At 74.4% G+C, this 15,305-nt stretch carries 14 protein-coding genes; 9 read left to right on the top strand and 5 right to left on the bottom strand.

All coding sequences use genetic code 11. From position 1 onward, the window contains the following. Positions 1-5 precede the first annotated feature (5 nt). The gene (locus IPL61_07200; protein MBK9031109.1) at positions 6-1,511 is read right to left on the bottom strand and encodes a hypothetical protein; all 1,506 of its coding nucleotides are present in this window, start codon (positions 1,509-1,511) and stop codon (positions 6-8) included. A 93-nt stretch (positions 1,512-1,604) separates the two neighbouring features. Continuing rightward, entirely contained in the window at positions 1,605-2,801 is a 1,197-nt protein-coding gene (locus IPL61_07195) for a hypothetical protein (protein ID MBK9031108.1), read from the bottom strand. 209 nt (positions 2,802-3,010) lie between these two features. Between IPL61_07195 and IPL61_07190 the strand changes: the two genes are divergently transcribed. From IPL61_07190 to IPL61_07150, 9 genes are all read left to right on the top strand, one after another. Then, complete coding sequence (locus tag IPL61_07190; protein MBK9031107.1) at positions 3,011-4,531, top strand: hypothetical protein; 1,521 nt, start codon at positions 3,011-3,013, stop codon at positions 4,529-4,531. Continuing rightward, positions 4,531-5,679, top strand: a complete 1,149-nt coding sequence (locus IPL61_07185; GenBank protein MBK9031106.1) for a hypothetical protein — start codon at positions 4,531-4,533, stop codon at positions 5,677-5,679. The genes IPL61_07190 and IPL61_07185 overlap by 1 nt, the downstream gene beginning before the upstream one ends. A gap of 20 nt (positions 5,680-5,699) precedes the next feature. Beyond that, on the top strand, positions 5,700-6,911 hold the full coding sequence (locus IPL61_07180) for an AAA family ATPase (protein MBK9031105.1): 1,212 nt from the start codon (positions 5,700-5,702) through the stop codon (positions 6,909-6,911). 48 nt (positions 6,912-6,959) lie between these two features. Further along, the gene (locus tag IPL61_07175) at positions 6,960-7,364 is read left to right on the top strand and encodes a hypothetical protein (GenBank protein ID MBK9031104.1); all 405 of its coding nucleotides are present in this window, start codon (positions 6,960-6,962) and stop codon (positions 7,362-7,364) included. A 3-nt stretch (positions 7,365-7,367) separates the two neighbouring features. Beyond that, complete coding sequence (locus tag IPL61_07170) at positions 7,368-8,831, top strand: hypothetical protein (GenBank protein ID MBK9031103.1); 1,464 nt, start codon at positions 7,368-7,370, stop codon at positions 8,829-8,831. Further along, positions 8,828-10,633 (top strand): HEAT repeat domain-containing protein, encoded by a 1,806-nt coding sequence (locus IPL61_07165; GenBank protein ID MBK9031102.1) that lies wholly within the window; start codon positions 8,828-8,830, stop codon positions 10,631-10,633. Before IPL61_07170 ends, IPL61_07165 begins: the two co-directional genes overlap by 4 nt. A gap of 84 nt (positions 10,634-10,717) precedes the next feature. Continuing rightward, positions 10,718-11,680: a hypothetical protein gene (locus IPL61_07160; GenBank protein MBK9031101.1), complete on the top strand. Its 963-nt coding sequence runs from the start codon at positions 10,718-10,720 to the stop codon at positions 11,678-11,680. 116 nt (positions 11,681-11,796) lie between these two features. Continuing rightward, entirely contained in the window at positions 11,797-12,858 is a 1,062-nt protein-coding gene (rlmN, locus tag IPL61_07155) for a 23S rRNA (adenine(2503)-C(2))-methyltransferase RlmN (GenBank protein MBK9031100.1), read from the top strand. A 56-nt stretch (positions 12,859-12,914) separates the two neighbouring features. Then, entirely contained in the window at positions 12,915-13,145 is a 231-nt protein-coding gene (locus tag IPL61_07150; GenBank protein ID MBK9031099.1) for a hypothetical protein, read from the top strand. 102 nt (positions 13,146-13,247) lie between these two features. Here the strand turns inward: IPL61_07150 and IPL61_07145 are convergent, their stop codons facing one another. The 3 genes from IPL61_07145 to IPL61_07135 form a co-directional block, all read right to left on the bottom strand. Further along, positions 13,248-14,051: a PD40 domain-containing protein gene (locus tag IPL61_07145; GenBank protein ID MBK9031098.1), complete on the bottom strand. Its 804-nt coding sequence runs from the start codon at positions 14,049-14,051 to the stop codon at positions 13,248-13,250. Positions 14,052-14,248: 197 nt separating this feature from the next. Continuing rightward, entirely contained in the window at positions 14,249-14,680 is a 432-nt protein-coding gene (gene ndk / locus IPL61_07140) for a nucleoside-diphosphate kinase (protein MBK9031097.1), read from the bottom strand. A 110-nt stretch (positions 14,681-14,790) separates the two neighbouring features. Continuing rightward, complete coding sequence (locus IPL61_07135) at positions 14,791-15,303, bottom strand: Lrp/AsnC family transcriptional regulator (protein MBK9031096.1); 513 nt, start codon at positions 15,301-15,303, stop codon at positions 14,791-14,793. Positions 15,304-15,305 lie beyond the last annotated feature (2 nt).

Raw genomic sequence — 15,305 nt, 5'->3', positions numbered from 1 at the left:
GGCGGTCAATCGTCGACGTCGATCGAGATCTCGATCCCGTCGTCGTCGTCCGGGGCGGGCGGCGCCGCCGCGGCAGGCGGCGGCCGGGTCGGCGGCGTGGTGCGCGGGACCGTGTGGGCGGCGCGCCGGCGCGGGGGCGCCGGGGCCTCGTCGAGCACGAGCGCCTCCAGGAACTGCAGATCGGCGCCGGCGCCGGACAGCGACGAGCGCAGGTCGGCGGCGCCGAGGGCCTCGGCGGCGAGGCTGGCCGCGTCGACCTTGCGGGTGGTGTCGCCCGTCGGCGCCGGGCGCGGGCCGTCGTCGAGATCGAGGGCGGCGAGCGGATCGATCGGCGGCGCCGGCGGGCGATCGCGCTGGGCCCGCGCGCGCGCGTCGAGCTCGCGCTGGATGCGTGTGCTGCGCTCGCGCAGCGCGCGGTCGTTGGCCTCGCGCTTGGCGCGCTCCCGCTGGGCGCGCGCGGCCCGGGCCTGGGTCGCGGCGCCCGCGGCCTCGGCCGTGGCGGCCCTGGTCCGCGCCTTGGCGTCGGTGCCGGCGGCGGGTTCGCGCGCGCCGATCGCCGCCGCGATCGCCGCCGCGGCCGGCGACGGCTCGGCCGGGGTCGGGAACGTCGGGGTCTCGATCGCCGTCGCGTCATCGAAGGCTGGCGGGGCCACCGCCGCCGCCACCGCGGTCACGACCGCCGCGGACACCGGCGCGGCCGGCACCGGCAGCGGCGCGGCGCGCGCGTCGCCGGTCAACGCGCGCAGCGGTCGTCCGAGCGCCGCGACCGCGGCCGCGCGAGCGGTCGCCAGGTCGACCACCGGGGTGGGCCCGGCGGCGTCGGCCAGCTCGGCGTCGAGGTCGTCACCGACCAGCGCCCGGGCCCGCGCGATCACGTCGGCGAGCGGGCGCGCGGCCTCGGGCCAGGACTCGAGGTCGTCGTCGACGGCCACCGCCGGCGCCGCGACCGCGTCCAGGTCGAGCTGGGGGCGGGCCCGGACCGCCGCCGGCGCCAGCGTCGGCGCGGCTGGGGGCGGGGGCGGGGGCGGCGCGATCGGCAGCGGCTCCTCGGGCGGCGGCGCGGGGGCGACCGGGCGCGGCCGCGGCGCGCGCGCGACCGTGACGTCGTCCTTGGGCTCGTCGTGGTCGTGCTCGCCCGGCAGCGGCATCCCGCCGGGCCCGTCGACGAGCCCGAGGCGCTTGCGGACCTCGAGCATGCGCAAGAGCACGCCCTTGCTGTCGCGCCCGACCCGCCGTAGCTCGACCGCCATGCCCGCGACCACGCGCGGGTGCGCGGGATCGTGCTGGCGCACCAGGCGCACCAGCCCCTGGCCGACCAGCGCCGGGTGGTCGTCGGCGGTGCGGATCTCGAACCGGATCTCGGTGCCGATCGGCTTGGGCGCGCGCGTCGGGATGAACACCCCGCTGCGGGTCACCTGCGACGCGAACCGCTCGACGAACGTATCGAGGTCGGGGTGCCGGACCTTGATGCGCAACGTCGTCGCGGTCGGCTTGCCGTCGTCCGGGACCATCGCACCCGCGATCATCGGGCGCGGCGCGGCGAAATGCAAACCGCGCGCGCGTCGACCGGCGTCGATCGACGGTGTCCGCCGGGCGGACCGGGGCTACGGGGCCGGCGCGGGCAGCGGCGCGGTCAGCCCCGGGCCGGGCTTGATCGGCGCGGGTGGCGCGGGTGGGGCCGGCGCCGGCCGCCGGTGCACCAGCAGGACGACGCCGACGATCAGCGCGGCGATCGCGAGGACGGTGAGCGCGATCTTCCAGACGCTCCACGGTCGATCGCCGGCGACCTCACGGGTCTGGGCGTTGACGACGACGCGGTAGACCTGGCCGCGGTAGCGGAAGCTCGACACCCACACCGGCAAGAGCACGTGCTTGAACGTCACCGCGCGGTGGCGCACGTCGAGGTTGTGGACGCGCTGCTCGTCGCCGCCGATGTCGCGGCGCACGGCGGTGGCGATCCGGCCCTCCATGACCCCCTGGGCCCGGGTCCAGCCGTCCTCGAGATCGACCGAGTAGCGCTCGGCCACGAACCCGGCCAGGTAGGCGTTGTCGAACGGGCGCAGGCCGTCGAGCTTCCACGGCTCGAGCTGGGCCATGCGGTTGCGCGGCATCCCGCTCGACGCGCACACGGCGACGTCGTCGAAGCGCAGCCGGACCGTGCCCGAGGTCGCGTGCCAGCGGGTCCTGCGCACCTGCCGGGTCCGCCGCTGGCGATCGCGATCGGTGTAGGCCTCCTCGACCCAGTAGTGCTCGCCGCGCGCGCCGGTGTAGCGGGTGGTGCTGTCGGCGTCGTACAGCCAGTACGGCACGTAGATGCCGTCGAGGCCGCCGCGCTCGGCCCGGCGCTTGAGGTCGCCGGGCGCGAACCAGCGCGCGCGCAGCCACGCCTGGAAGATGGCGTCGGCGTCGGCCTGGGCGACCGCGAACGGCACGACCGCGTCGGGCAAGATCGTGTCCGCCGACGGCGGCAGCTCGACGACCAGCGCGGCGTCGCAGAACGGGCAGCGGTCGGCGTGTCGGGCCGTGACCGAGCGCGCGCCGCAGGTCCGGCACTGGACCTCGCGGGCGCCGACGGTGAGCCCGGCGGCGGGGCCGCGCCGGACGCGCGTGCGCGCGGTCTCGAAGTCGTGCTCGACGATGGCCCGGGCGACCGGCGCGATCGGCGTGGTCGCGCCGCAGTGGCCGCAGGTCAGGGCCTCGGCGCCGGGCGCGAGCGCCTGCGCCGCGCCGCACGCGCGGCACGTGTAGCTCGACAGCCCGGCCGGCCGGGCCGCGGCCGCTTCGCGGGGCGCGTCGTCCACCCCGGTATTCTACCCCCAGCCGGCGCGGCGCGCCCGGTGCGTCTGCGCGCGGCGGGGCAACCGCCGGCCCGCCGACGGCGACGGCGACGGCGACGGCGACGGTGCCCGGCGCCGGACGGGACGCGCGCGGCGGTCGCGCTGACGTCGACCTGGGATCGGGCGGCGCGCGGGTGTCCCGCGGTGTGGCTCCGATGCTACCGTCGCCGGCGATGGCGCTCGAGCACGTCGCGCACGGTCAGACCCGCATGGTCACGCCCGGGGTCGCTCCCGACACGCGCGGCGTGGTCCTGGGCCGGTTCTGCCTGCTGGTGTTCCCGTCGCTCGAGGGCGTGGTGTCGTGGCTGCGGGTCTACTCGCACGAGGCCTCGGTCGACGAGCTGGTGGCCGGCCTCGAGATCCTGCGGGTGCGGACGCCGCTGATGAGCCGCGAGATGATCCTCAAGATCCCGGCGGTGTCGTCGTACGCGGCGGATCGCGCGGCCCGGATGGCGCGGCTGGTCGGCGGCGCGATCTACACCGGCACGTCGAAGCACTTCGTCAAGTACCGCGACGATCGCGCGCCCTACGGCTACGACGCGGTCGACATCGGCGCGCTGGCGGCCGGCGTCGAGTTCATGGTCCACGACGACGACTTCACGCAGGCCTACGTCCGCGAGGGGGCGCTGCCGCTCGATCGGCTGCTGTTCCGGCTGTCGCTCCGGCGCGCGCCCGGCTCGATCCGGCTGTCGCCCGAGCAGCGCAGCGATCTGTACCTGGCGGTGGCGCGCGGCCTGGGCGACGGCGTCATCCGCTACCTGTGGCGCAACAAGGTCGACGCCACGGTCGGCCTGGTGACCCCGCGGGCGCCGACCGCCGGCCTCGAGCGCGGCGCCGATCCCAGCTACCTGCTGCTGCGCGTGCGCGAGCTGCCCGAGCGCATCCTGGGGCTGTGCGTCGGCACCCCCGGCATCGACGTGTTCGCCCCGGCCGGCGCCAACGTCGCGGTCGCGGTCGGGTGGAACCACCCGGTCGAGCTGTCGGCGTGCGCGACGATCCTGCCCGAGGACAGCTTCCACCTGTTCTGGCCCGGCGACCGGGTCGACGTCGTGCCGGGGCCGCTCGAGCTGTCGCGCCTGGCCGACCTGACCCGGATCGATCTCGGGGTCGAGGACGCGGCCCCGCCGGTCGCGTACGGCCTGCGCAGCCCCGAGGTCATCGGCGTCGACCTGCGCCTGGCGCCCGCGGTCGGCGGCGCGCGCCGGGTCACCGCGACGCTGATCCCGACGACGCAGGCCGGCCACTTCAAGCGGCTGGTGTTCGCGCTGCCGCCGGCGAGCCTGCGCGGCCTGCGCGCGGTCGTGACCGATCGCGGCATCCTGGTGGTCGCGCCGACCGGCATCGACGTGGTGCCGCTGGGCACGCTCCTGACCGCGCAGGCGCCGGGCATCCTGGTGCCGCTGGGCCTCGAGATCGTGCCCCGGGTGTCGCCCGATGTGCTCGCGGCCGCGCTCGATCACGGCAGCGGCCAGTGGACGGTCTTCACCGGCGACGGCGCGCCGTTCCAGATCGCCGACAGCGCGCTGGGCCCGCTCGAGCGCCGGGCGATCGCCAAGCTCGAGACCGATCGGGTCGAGGTGCGCGACGTCGCGGTCGCGGCCGCCGGCGACCCGACCGTCGTCAACGATCCCCTGGGCCGGTTCGCGCTGTGGGGCTTCCCCGACACCGAGCAGAAGCAGCTCACGAGCGGCTGATGGCGCGCATCACCGCGCACGCGTTCCTCGAGCGCTTCGTCCTGCCGCTGGTCGCGGGCGGCGAGGTCCACGTCGGCCGACCGCTCACCGACGACGAGCTCGATCGCCTGCGCGGCGAGCTCGACGGGGCGACCGTGCCGCTGGTCGCGGTCGACGACGCTCGCACCGACGCGCTCGCGACCCTGTGCGCGCGGCCGCCGGCGCTGGTGTTCGGCGACGACGAGCTGGCGCTGGCGGTCGGCCTGCACAACGCGCTGGTGCTGGCCCACCCCGACGCCGACGGGGCGTTCATCACCGAGCGCATGCGCCGCCGGATCGCCGGGGCCGCGCTCGGGCAGGTGTCGCAGCCGATCACGCGCGATCGCACGCGCGTGCTGGCGCGCCACGGCCTGCTCCACAACCTGGCCCGGCTGGGCCGCACCGACGTGCAGGTGACGTGGTGGACCGGCAAGGCCAGCTTCTTCGGCCAGCGCCCGCCGGCCCGGTTGATCGCCTGGCGCGGCGTCCGGCGCGTGCGCGAGGACCAGAGCCGGGCCGGCTTCGACGAGCTGCTCGGCGGGCCCGAGGTCGCGCCGGTGGCGGCGGCGCTGTCGCGGCGCAGCCCGCTGACCCAGCTGGTGGCGCCGGCGCCCAACGGCCCGCCGCTGCACTGGGAGGACGCCGTGTTCCTGTTGCGCGACGCCGAGCTGGCGCGCGCGATCGCCTACGCGACGATGACCGCGCCGGGCGGCTCGGTGGCCGCGTGCGCGCGGCTGGCGGCGGCGTTCGAGCAGCTGGTCGAGCGGACGCCGCCGGGCGAGGACGTGCGCGCGGTCGCGGCGTTCCTGGTCCACCTGGCTGGCCTGCACGCGGTCGGCGCGGCCGACGACAAGGCCTCGCCCTTGGTCACCGCCCTGGGCCAGGGCCAGAGCCGGCCGCGCGGGCTGGTGACCTACGCGGCGCTGCCGGCGGCGCTGGCCGTGGTCGCGTCGGCGCTGGCGCAGCCGCCGGGGCTGGCCGACGAGCCCGACTGGCACCGGCGCTGGGACCTCGAGCGCGCCGCCGTCGGTGATCTGCTCGGCGACGCGGTGATCGCGGGGGTCGCCGACCGCCTGCTCCGCCACCTCGACCCGGCCGCGCCCGGGCCGTCCGCCGCCGTCGGTGGATGATATACACTCGGGACCCCCGCATGGCCTCGCCCTCGCATCCGCCCCCGTCTGGCCCCGCTCTCGTCGACGTCGCCCGCGCCAGCGCCAGCGTGCAGGAGGTGGCCCGGGTCCTGGGCGCGGCCTTCCTCGACAAGCAAGAGATCATTCGGCTGATGCTGGTGTCGGCGATCGCCGGCGAGCACATGGTCATCGTCGGGCCGCCCGGCACCGCCAAGAGCGCGATGATCGGCATGTTCGCGAAGCTGGTCGACGCCCGCTACTTCGAGTACCTGCTGACGCGCTTCACCGAGCCCAACGAGCTGTTCGGCCCGGTCGACATCGCCGCGTTCCGCGAGGGCCGCTACACCCGCCGGATCGAGAACATGCTGCCGTCGGCGGAGATCGTCTTCCTCGACGAGATCTTCAAGTCGAGCTCGGCGATCTTGAACTCGCTCCTGCACGTCATCAACGAGCGCAAGTTCAGCAACGGCCCCAACCTGGTCCAGGTGCCGCTGATCTCGCTGTTCGCGGCCTCGAACGAGGTGCCCAACGACGACAGCCTCGGCGCGATGTTCGATCGCTTCCTCCTGCGGGTGCTGTCGGACAACCTCGACAGCTACCATTTCGGCGAGCTGATGCAGAAGGGCATCGCGCTCGAGGTCGCGCGCATGACCGGCAAGGGCGACAAGCTCAAGCCGATCGTCAGCGCCGTCGAGCTGCGCACGCTCCAGCAGTCGTTCGACCGGTTCATGGTCTTCCCCGACGACTTCCTGGCCAAGTACAAGGGGCTGATCTTCCAGATCCGCAGCGAGGGCGTGAGCGTGTCGGACCGGCGCGCCGTCAAGATGCTCAAGCTGTTCGCGGCCTCGGCGGTGTTCGACGGCCGGACCCGGGTCCACGACGGCGACTTCTTCGTCCTGCGCCACATCTGGAACAACCTCGATCAGGTCGAGCTGCTGGCCGAGATCGTCAACCCGGTGGTCGACGCCTACTACCGCGAGCACCCGGCCGAGCGCCGGTTCATCGGGCCCCAGGCCTCGCTCGAGGATCTGCTGGCCGAGCTCAACCTGATCCGGGAGCTCCTGACCTCGGGCACCGAGCTGTCCGACATCCAGATGTTCTCGCAGCTGAAGAACCTGTCGGAGATCAAGGCGGCGCTCGCGGCCATGCCCAGCGACACCTCGACCCGGATGCTGCGCGAGGTCGATCAGCTGCTCGAGACCGTGTTCGCGTCGTCGAAGTTTGGGCTGTGACCATGACCGCCGCGTCCGCGCCCGCCGACGTCGTGCCGCCGCTCCGGGGTGGCGATCTACGACGACGTCGTGGCCGCGCGCGGCGAGCAGTTCCGCATCCCGGGGCTGGCGGTGGCGGTGTTCGCCCACGCCGACGACGCGGTCGCGCAGTGCCTGACCGCCGGCTTCGACGTGGTGTTCATGGACTACGCGCTCGGGCCCGGCCGCAAGTCGGGCACCGAGGTCACGCGCGCGCTGCGGGCCGGCGGCTTCGCCGGGCGCGTCGTCGCGATCTCGAGCGACCCGGCCGCGAACGCCGCGATCCGCGCGGCCGGCGCCGACACCGCGCTGACGACCAAGGCCCACCTGCGCAGCTACCTGGTCAACCTCGGCGCGCGCGCGCTCGAGGGCGCCGGCACGCCCCCCCACCGGCCCGGATCGCTGAGCGCGGCGGCGCGCGCCCGACCGACCTGACCCATGGCGATCCCGGCCGACCGACGACGAAGCCAGGTGGCCCGCGAGCTGGCCTCGCTGGCGCTGTCGTGCGTGCAGGTCGACAACCCGATGGCGCGGGTGCGCGCGGCGGTGTGGTCCAACGCGCTGAGCCGCCTGGGCGTGCAGCTGCCGCTGTTCGTGATCCACGACCTGGGCGTGCTCCTGACCGCGCCGCGCGGCAGCGGCTGGGTGCTGCGCACCGGCGACGATCTGGCCAAGCTGGGCGGCCCGCGCGAGGCCAAGGCCCTGACCGACTCGTACCGGCGCCTGGTCACGACCGTGGCCGCCTCGGACGTGGTCGAGAAGCTGGCGGGCATGCGCCTGCGCGACGAGCTGGTCGGCGTGCTCCTGACCCGGATCCTCGGCGACACGTTCCACCGCTGGCGCGAGCGCGAGCGCACGACCGCGGCGCCGCTGCCGCTCGATCTGGGCCTCTACGCCGACGTCGATCCGCTCGATCACTGGAAGGACTTCGACGCCAAGCCGCTGTGGAGCCTGCTGGCCCACCTCGGCGAGCACGCGCTGCACGTGCTGACCTCGGTCGAGCTGATCGATCTCGACACCGTGCGCCTGCTCGGGATGTTCAAGGACGGCGCCGGCGGCGACGCGCTGGGCGGCGCGGTCGACCTGGTCGACCTGTTCGCGGCGCTGGGCTCGCCCGAGGCCCACGACGTCGCCAACTTCTCGCTCGAGCTCCTGCCCAGCGTGCTCGAGACCCGACGCGCGACCGCGGTCCAGACCTTCGCCGTCGACGGCTACGCGTCGATCGAGCGCAAGGGCAACGTCGACTCGCTGGTGCTGTCCGAGCTGGCCTACGACCGCGAGATCTTCGAGCAGAAGGTCGTCGACCACGAGCTGCTCTACTACGGTCGTGAGCGCCAGCGCGAGGAGGACCGCCGGCTGCAGTACGTGCTGATCGACTCGTCGGCGTCGATGCGCGGCCAGCGCCAGGTGTTCGCGCGCGGCCTGGTCGTGGCGCTGCTCAAGAAGCTGACCCTGCAGGGCGACGAGGTCTGGCTGCGGTTCTTCGACTCGCGGCTGCACGAGACCGTCAAGATCGCGCGCTCGGGCCAGGTGCCGGTGCCGTACCTGCTGTCGTTCAAGAGCGAGCGCGGGCGCAACTACGGCAAGGTGTTCCGGCAGCTCGGCGCCGAGCTGGCCCGCGCCAGCCGCGATCACCGGCGCCAGACCGTGCTCTACATCGTCACCCACGGCCAGTGCCACCTGCCGCCCGACGTCGTCGCCGAGCTGGCCAGCCACGCGTTCCTGTACGGCATCATCATCAGCCCGTCGACCGACGAGCTGCCCGACTTCGTGGCCACGCTCCAGCGCAGCCAGGTCGTGTCGCCGGAGATCTTCGCGTCGCGGCAGGGCCGGCGCGGCCGCGCGCTCGACATCGTCAGCGACGCTGGGCGGCGGCGCGGCGACGGCCGGGGGCGGGCGTGAGCCGGCGCGCGTTCCACTCGATCGAGAGCGCAGCGTCGGCGGCGCAGCAGGCCGTGGCCTCGGGCCGCTACGACGAGGCCGAGCGCGCCTACCGCGACCTGATCGGCCAGACCCACGTCGTCGACTACGAGTACGACGACTGGTTGCGGGGCCTGGCCGACTGCTACCGCCACCTCAACCGCGCCCGCGAGGCCGGGTTCGTCTACCTGTACCTGCACTACTTCGATCAGGCCAAGGCCTGCTTCGCGGCCGCGCCCGAGCTGCGCGCGCGGCTGGCCGAGGTCGAGAAGCGCTGGGCCGAGGCGGCCGCGGCCTGGGCCGAGTCGGGCCGGCCGGTGCACGCGGCGGTGGCGTGGGACAAGGCCAAGGCCCACGACAAGGCCCGGGCCGGCTGGGAGGGCCTGGCCAACCACGCCGGCCTGCGCGAGCGACCGTACGAGCAGGCGCTGGTGCACTTCAACATCGGCACGGCGATCGGGCGCATCGATCCGACCTCGCCCGACGCCCGGCGCGCGCTGGTCGAGGCCCAGCGCCGGCTCGAGCAGGTCGCCGACGACTTCGAGCTGGCCGGCGAGCTCGAGCGCGCCTTCGACTGCTTCCAGATCGTGCTCAAGCTGGGCAAGGACTCGGGCCAGTTCGAGAACATCGCGCTCGGCTACGTCAACTGCATCCGGGTGCTGGCCGGCGACAACCTCAAGTTCTACGTGCTGCAGTACTACGAGGACTTCGTGCGGCTCGCCCTCGAGCGCGGCGAGCTGCACGCGGCCGCGACGATCTACCAGGAGGCGGCGCAGTACGCGCAGCACGTCCACCTGCCGTACGACCGGCGCTACCAGGCCAAGAGCGCCGACACCTGGCAGCGCTGCGCCGAGAAGTACGCCGCCGACGGCCTGCCGATCGAGATGGTCGAGAACGCGCTGCTGGCCGCGGTCCAGCAGTACTCGTCGGTCGGCGACTACGTCGGGGTGCGGCGCGGGTTCGAGCGCCTGTCCAAGCTCGAGCTGGCCGAGGACAAGCGCGCGCGCTACGCCACGGTCGCGCGCCGCTACGAGGGCGCCACCGGCGGCGCCGCCGACGCGCCGGCGTTCCCCGACTACCTCAAGCAGCAGCACGCCTACGCCGACATCTGGTTCGCGGACCTGCTCGAGTGGGAGCTGGCCGGCGACCCGCTGGCGGTGGCCGCCGCGATGGTCGGCGACCTGCGCTACCCCAACGGCATCCGCCGGCGCGCGCTGGTGGTGATGCTGACCACCGCCGACGCCGGCGCCCGCGGCGCGGTCGGCGATCCCGACAACCTCGTGCTCCTGGCCGAGCAGCTCGGCGAGCTGCAGAGCTACGCCGCGCTGGCGCCGCTCGAGCTCATGTTCCGCCACCCCGACCCGGCGGTCCGGCGGGCCGCGGTCAAGGCGCTGCGCTACCTGTACTTCAAGCGCTCGTTCTCGACGGTCCGCCGGGCCCTGGCCGATCCCGACCCGACCGTGCGCGAGGCCGCGCTCCTGGCCATCACCGGGCTGCACTTCCCGCACGCGCTGGGGCCGCTCGCCCGGATCTACCAGGACGCCACCGAGCAGCGGGTCCGGGGCGCGACGATCGACGCGATGGGCAAGATCCAGACGGTCGAGGCCGGCGAGGTGCTGATCGGCGTGCTGCGCCAGGAGGCGGGCATCCTGCGCGACGCCGCGCGCTCGGCGCTGATCTCGCTCGACAACCCCGACATCGTCCCGATCCTGCGGGCCCACTACGAGATCGAGAGCGACCCCGGGATCCGCGACGTGCTCGGCGACATCCTGCGCCGGGTGTGACCGGCAGGCGAGGGGGCCGGCGGCGGACGCGCCGATCGGGATTGCGGTACGCTGCCGGCGCGGGCCCGCGCCCGCGGAGGGACCATGCCATCCACGTCGTCACCTGCGCGCGTCGCCGCGCCCGCCTCGGCCCGCACGCTGGCCTCGGCCCGCACGCTGGCCTCGCTGGCCTCGCTGGCCTCGCTGGCCTCGCTGGCCTCGCTGGCCGGTTGCGACACCCGCGCCACCGCGTCGAACTCGGGCCAGGTCGCGCCCGAGCGGCTGTCGACCGAGCTCGAGAGCTGCGGCGCCACCGTCCACTGCGCCGCCGGCCTGCGGTGCTTCGACCAGACCTGTGTCCGCGAGGCCCGCTCGACCCTGGGCGACTACCTGGCGGCGCGCGGCGCCCGGGCCGCGTCGGTCGACGCCGCCATCGCCGACCTCGCCGAGGCGCTGGCCACCTACGAGAGCGAGCAGCTCGCGGTGCCGGCCGATCTCGACTGCGCCTACGGCCGGGCGCTGAGCGCGGCCAAGGCCAAGCCCGACAAGGCCGAGCTGGCGGCGCGGGTGCTGCACCGGTGCCTGCTCGCGGCCCCGGTGGGCTCGAGCCTGCGGCGCGAGGCGCTGGCGGCGCTGACCGAGCTCGACGGCAGCGGCCTCGACCCCAAGCAGATCGCCAAGCCGGCGCTGGCCGACCTGTACCTGACCCGGGCCCCCGAGAAGCCCGCCACCGACGGCCTGATGATCACGATCACCGCCGACCCGCCGGTCGCGGGCAAGTCCTTTCCGGTCGTGACCGAGCGCCTGAGCGGCGCCGACCTGCGCGGCCAGCTGATCAGCTGCTGGGAGCAGCACCAGGCCAGCGGCGCGCTGACCGCGCGGTTCCCGCTCAAGGTCACGTACCGGCCCAGCGAGTTCGACGACGAGCCCGGCGTGTACAAGATCGCGATGGATCCGGTGCCCGAGCCCGGCAGCGCCTGCGTCCAGGTCGTCGCGGCGGCGGCGGTCACCGCGATCAAGGGCCTGCGGGACAAGATCGACACCACGCTGGTGGTCACGATCAAGTAGGTTGGCGGCCGGCGGCGGGCGTGATACCGGGAGGCGTGACCGAGCTCGCCCCCGAGGCCCGCCCCGCGCCCCCGGAGGAGCGCCCCGACCTGCGGGCGCTCACGCTGGACGAGGCCATGGCCCTGGCCGTGCGCCTGGGCCTGCCGAAGTTCCGCGGCGAGCAGGCCTGGCGCTGGGTCCACGGCAAGGGCGCCCGGGACTGGGCCGAGATGTCCAACATCGGGCCGTCGGTGCGCGAGGTGCTGGCCGCGGGCGCCCGGATCGGCACGCTCGAGGTGGCCGAGATCCAGCGGTCGAGCGACGGCACCAAGAAGCTGCGCTTCACGACCCGGGACGGCTACGCCATCGAGAGCGTGCTCATCCCCGACGGCGACAAGACCACGCAGTGCATCTCGTCGCAGGTCGGGTGCGCGGTCGACTGCCAGTTCTGCGCGACGGCCAAGCTGGGCCTGACCCGCAACCTCGACGCCGGCGAGATCGCCGATCAGGTCTACCGGGCCAAGGAGCTGCTCGCGCGCGAGGAGCCCGAGCGCCGGATCTCGAACCTGGTCTACATGGGCATGGGCGAGCCGCTGCACAACTACGACAACGTCATGCGGTCGCTGCGGATCCTGACCCACGATCTCGGCGCCGGGCTGTCGCAGCGGCGGATCACCCTGTCGACCGCCGGGCTGGTGCCGCGGCTCGAGAAGCTGGGCGTCGAGGACGTCCGGCCCAACCTGGCGGTGTCGCTCAACGCGCCCAACGATCGCGTGCGCGACGCGATCATGCCGATCAACAAGAAGTGGAACATCGGCAAGCTGCTGGGCGCGATCCGGGCGTACCCGCTCGAGCACCGCCGGCGCGTGACCTTCGAGTACGTGCTGCTGGCCGGCGTCAACGACAGCGCCGACGACGCGCGCGAGCTCGCCCGGCTCCTGCGCGGCATCAAGTGCAAGGTCAACATCATCCCGTGGAACCCGCACCCCGAGGCCGCGTACCAGCGCCCGGCCGACGCGGTCATCGACGCGTTCCAGGCCGAGTGCAAGCGCAGCGGGCTGCCGACCTACCTGCGCACGCCCCGCGGCGACGACATCGACGCGGCGTGCGGCCAGCTCGCCAACCGCACCAACGGCGCGCTGCTGGTGCCGCTGCGCAAGCGCCCCGGCGCGGCAGCGCCGGTCGCCGCGGTCGAGTGACCGCGCGGACCCGGCGGCGCGCGACGGTCGTCCCTGGTCCCGCGTGCCGTATGGCGATGCGGCCGATCTTGCCGGTGCCGGACGCCCCGGACGACCGCGCGCGCCTGCGGGCCATGACCGACGACGAGCGCGCGGCGGCCCTGGTCGGCGTGATGCGCGCGGCCGCGCAGCTGCTGGCGGTCAACGACAACCGCGAGCGGGTCCTGACCCTGCGCGAGCCGCTGTCGGCCGAGGCCGAGGCGACGCTGGCCCGGCTGCGGGCCCGCAAGCGCGGGGCGCGGCCATGACCGAGCCGTTCGATCCCCTGGCCGCAGCGCTCGCGTTTGGGGGCTCGGGTGGTCACCCGCGGCGCTGGGGTCGCTGGCGGTGTAGCCGGCCGCGCGCGGTCGTCAGCGGGACGCCTCGAGCAGGTCGAAGTTCCCGGCGGCGTTGGACGCGAAGACGATGTGACGGCCGTCGGGCGAGACCCACGGATCGAGCTCGTCGGCGGGCGTCGACAGCTCGTCGATCCGCACCGGCGCGCCGAACCCGCTCGTCGGCGTCGGGCGCGTCATGACGTACAGATCGAAGGTGCCGGCCCGGTCCGACGCGAAGTACACCGTCAGGCAGTCCGCGGTGATGAACGGCGCGCTCTCGGCGGTGTTCGGATCGCTGGCCCCGCTGATCGCGGTCGCGCTCGCGCCCACCAGCTCGAACAGATCGTCGCCGCCGTTGCGATCGGACGCGAACACCAGGCGGCCCTCGTCGAGGCACGGGCTCGCGGCGCGATCGTTGGCGGCGCCGTTGAGCGCCGGCAGGTCGAGGTGGGCCGGGGCCGACCACGGCGCGGTCAGCGACGGCCGCGTTGCCCGCCAGACGTCCTGGCCGCCGACCGTGCCGGCGCGGGCGGAGCCCAGGTACAGGGCCAGGCCGTCGGCGGTGAGCCGGGGCGTGACGTCGTGGGCGCTGCTGTTGAGCTCGGAGACGAGCTCCGCGGGCTCCCAGGGCGCGCTCGGGCTGCCGCGCCGGGCCCTCATGAGCTCGAAGCCGTTGAGCTTCATCATCGACTGGACCGCGGCGTAGAGCTCGACCTCCGAGCCGCTCATCGTCGGATCGGTTTCGGCGTCGTCGGTGCTGAACGGCTCGACCGACGTGGGGAAGCCCCAGCGGCCGAGCCCGCCGTCGGCGCTCGCGTCGGACGCTCGCGTCGTCACGGCCGACCTCGTCGAGCCCGAACACCTGGTTGCACCCGCCGCTCAGCAGGCTCGCGCAGGCGATGACACGGCGGAGCATCGCCCGAGCATAGCGGATCGGGCCCCGTGTCCGGGCCCCTTGGTCGGGGCTCAGCGCGCGAGGGCGGCGAGCTCGGCGGTCGAGCAGAAGGACGCGCGCTCAGGCGCGTCGGTCAGGCTCAGCGCGCGAGGGCGGCGAGCTCGGCGGTCGAGAAGAAGAACGCGATCTCCTCGCGGGCGGTGTCGGGCGCGTCGGAGCCGTGGACGGCGTTGCGCTCGATGTTGGTCGCGAACTCCTTGCGGATCGTGCCGGGCTCGGCCTTCTCCGGGTTGGTCGCGCCCATGACCGCGCGGTTCTTGGCGACCGCGTCCTCGCCCTCGAGCACCTGGACCACCACCGGGCCCTCGGTCATGAACTTGACCAGGTCGTTGTAGAAGCCGCGCTCCTTGTGGACCGCGTAGAAGGCCTTGGCCTGGGTCTCGGACAGCCGGACCATCTTCGAGGCCAGGACGCGGAGGCCCGCGGCCTCGAGCTTGGCGGTGACGCCGCCGATCGCGTTGTTGGCGACGGCGTCGGGCTTGATGATCGAGAAGGTGCGTTCGATGGCCATGGGGAGTCTCCGAGGGGGTAGGGGCCACCACCGGGGGGGTGGCGGGCGCGCGCAAGCTAGTCGACCCAGCCGGGGGCGTCAAGGCGCCAGCCGGGGGCAAGGGGGCGCGGTCAGGCGTCGTCGAGGAAGTCGGGCAGGCGCGGGGCCCAGGAGGTCTCGAAGATGATCGAGGTCTCGAGCCGCGCGACCTCGCGCCGGGTCGAGAGCTGGTCGAGCGCCAGGTTGCGCAGGTGGCTGGTGTCGCGGACCGCGACCTGCACCAGGAAGTCGACGCGCCCGGCGACGTGGTGGAGCGCGATCACCTCGGGCAGCGCCAGCGCGTGGGCGCGGAACGCGTCGACCTCGCGCCGGGCGTGCTGGCGCAGCTGCACCGCGATCATCGCCATCAGCCCGATCCCAAGCGCGCGCGGCTCGATCTCGGCCCAGGCGCCGCGGATCACGCCGCGGGCGCGCAGGCGCCGGACCCGCTCGAGGCAGCTCGACGGCGACAGCCCGACTCGCGACGCCAGCTCCTTGTTCGAGCGCCGCACATCCTGCTGCAGGGCGGCCACGATCGCGCGATCGATTCGGTCCAGGGGCCCGGGCGCCGGCTCCTTCCGTATTCTATTCGGTCGCGGTTTCATGA

The organism is Myxococcales bacterium (assembly GCA_016717005.1).
Classification (GTDB): domain Bacteria; phylum Myxococcota_A; class Polyangia; order Haliangiales; family Haliangiaceae; genus UBA2376.
This window is presented reverse-complemented; position numbering and strand designations above follow the sequence as displayed.

Coding starts and splice junctions, on each gene's coding strand:
- IPL61_07200 (MBK9031109.1), bottom strand. CDS start 1,511: ATGGTCCCGGACGACGGCAAGCCGACCGCGACGACGTTGCGCATCAAG.
- IPL61_07190 (MBK9031107.1), top strand. CDS start 3,011: ATGGCGCTCGAGCACGTCGCGCACGGTCAGACCCGCATGGTCACGCCC.
- IPL61_07185 (MBK9031106.1), top strand. CDS start 4,531: ATGGCGCGCATCACCGCGCACGCGTTCCTCGAGCGCTTCGTCCTGCCG.
- IPL61_07180 (MBK9031105.1), top strand. CDS start 5,700: ATGGCCTCGCCCTCGCATCCGCCCCCGTCTGGCCCCGCTCTCGTCGAC.
- IPL61_07170 (MBK9031103.1), top strand. CDS start 7,368: ATGGCGATCCCGGCCGACCGACGACGAAGCCAGGTGGCCCGCGAGCTG.
- IPL61_07160 (MBK9031101.1), top strand. CDS start 10,718: ATGCCATCCACGTCGTCACCTGCGCGCGTCGCCGCGCCCGCCTCGGCC.
- rlmN (MBK9031100.1), top strand. CDS start 11,797: ATGGCCCTGGCCGTGCGCCTGGGCCTGCCGAAGTTCCGCGGCGAGCAG.
- IPL61_07150 (MBK9031099.1), top strand. CDS start 12,915: ATGCGGCCGATCTTGCCGGTGCCGGACGCCCCGGACGACCGCGCGCGC.
- ndk (MBK9031097.1), bottom strand. CDS start 14,680: ATGGCCATCGAACGCACCTTCTCGATCATCAAGCCCGACGCCGTCGCC.
- IPL61_07135 (MBK9031096.1), bottom strand. CDS start 15,303: ATGAAACCGCGACCGAATAGAATACGGAAGGAGCCGGCGCCCGGGCCC.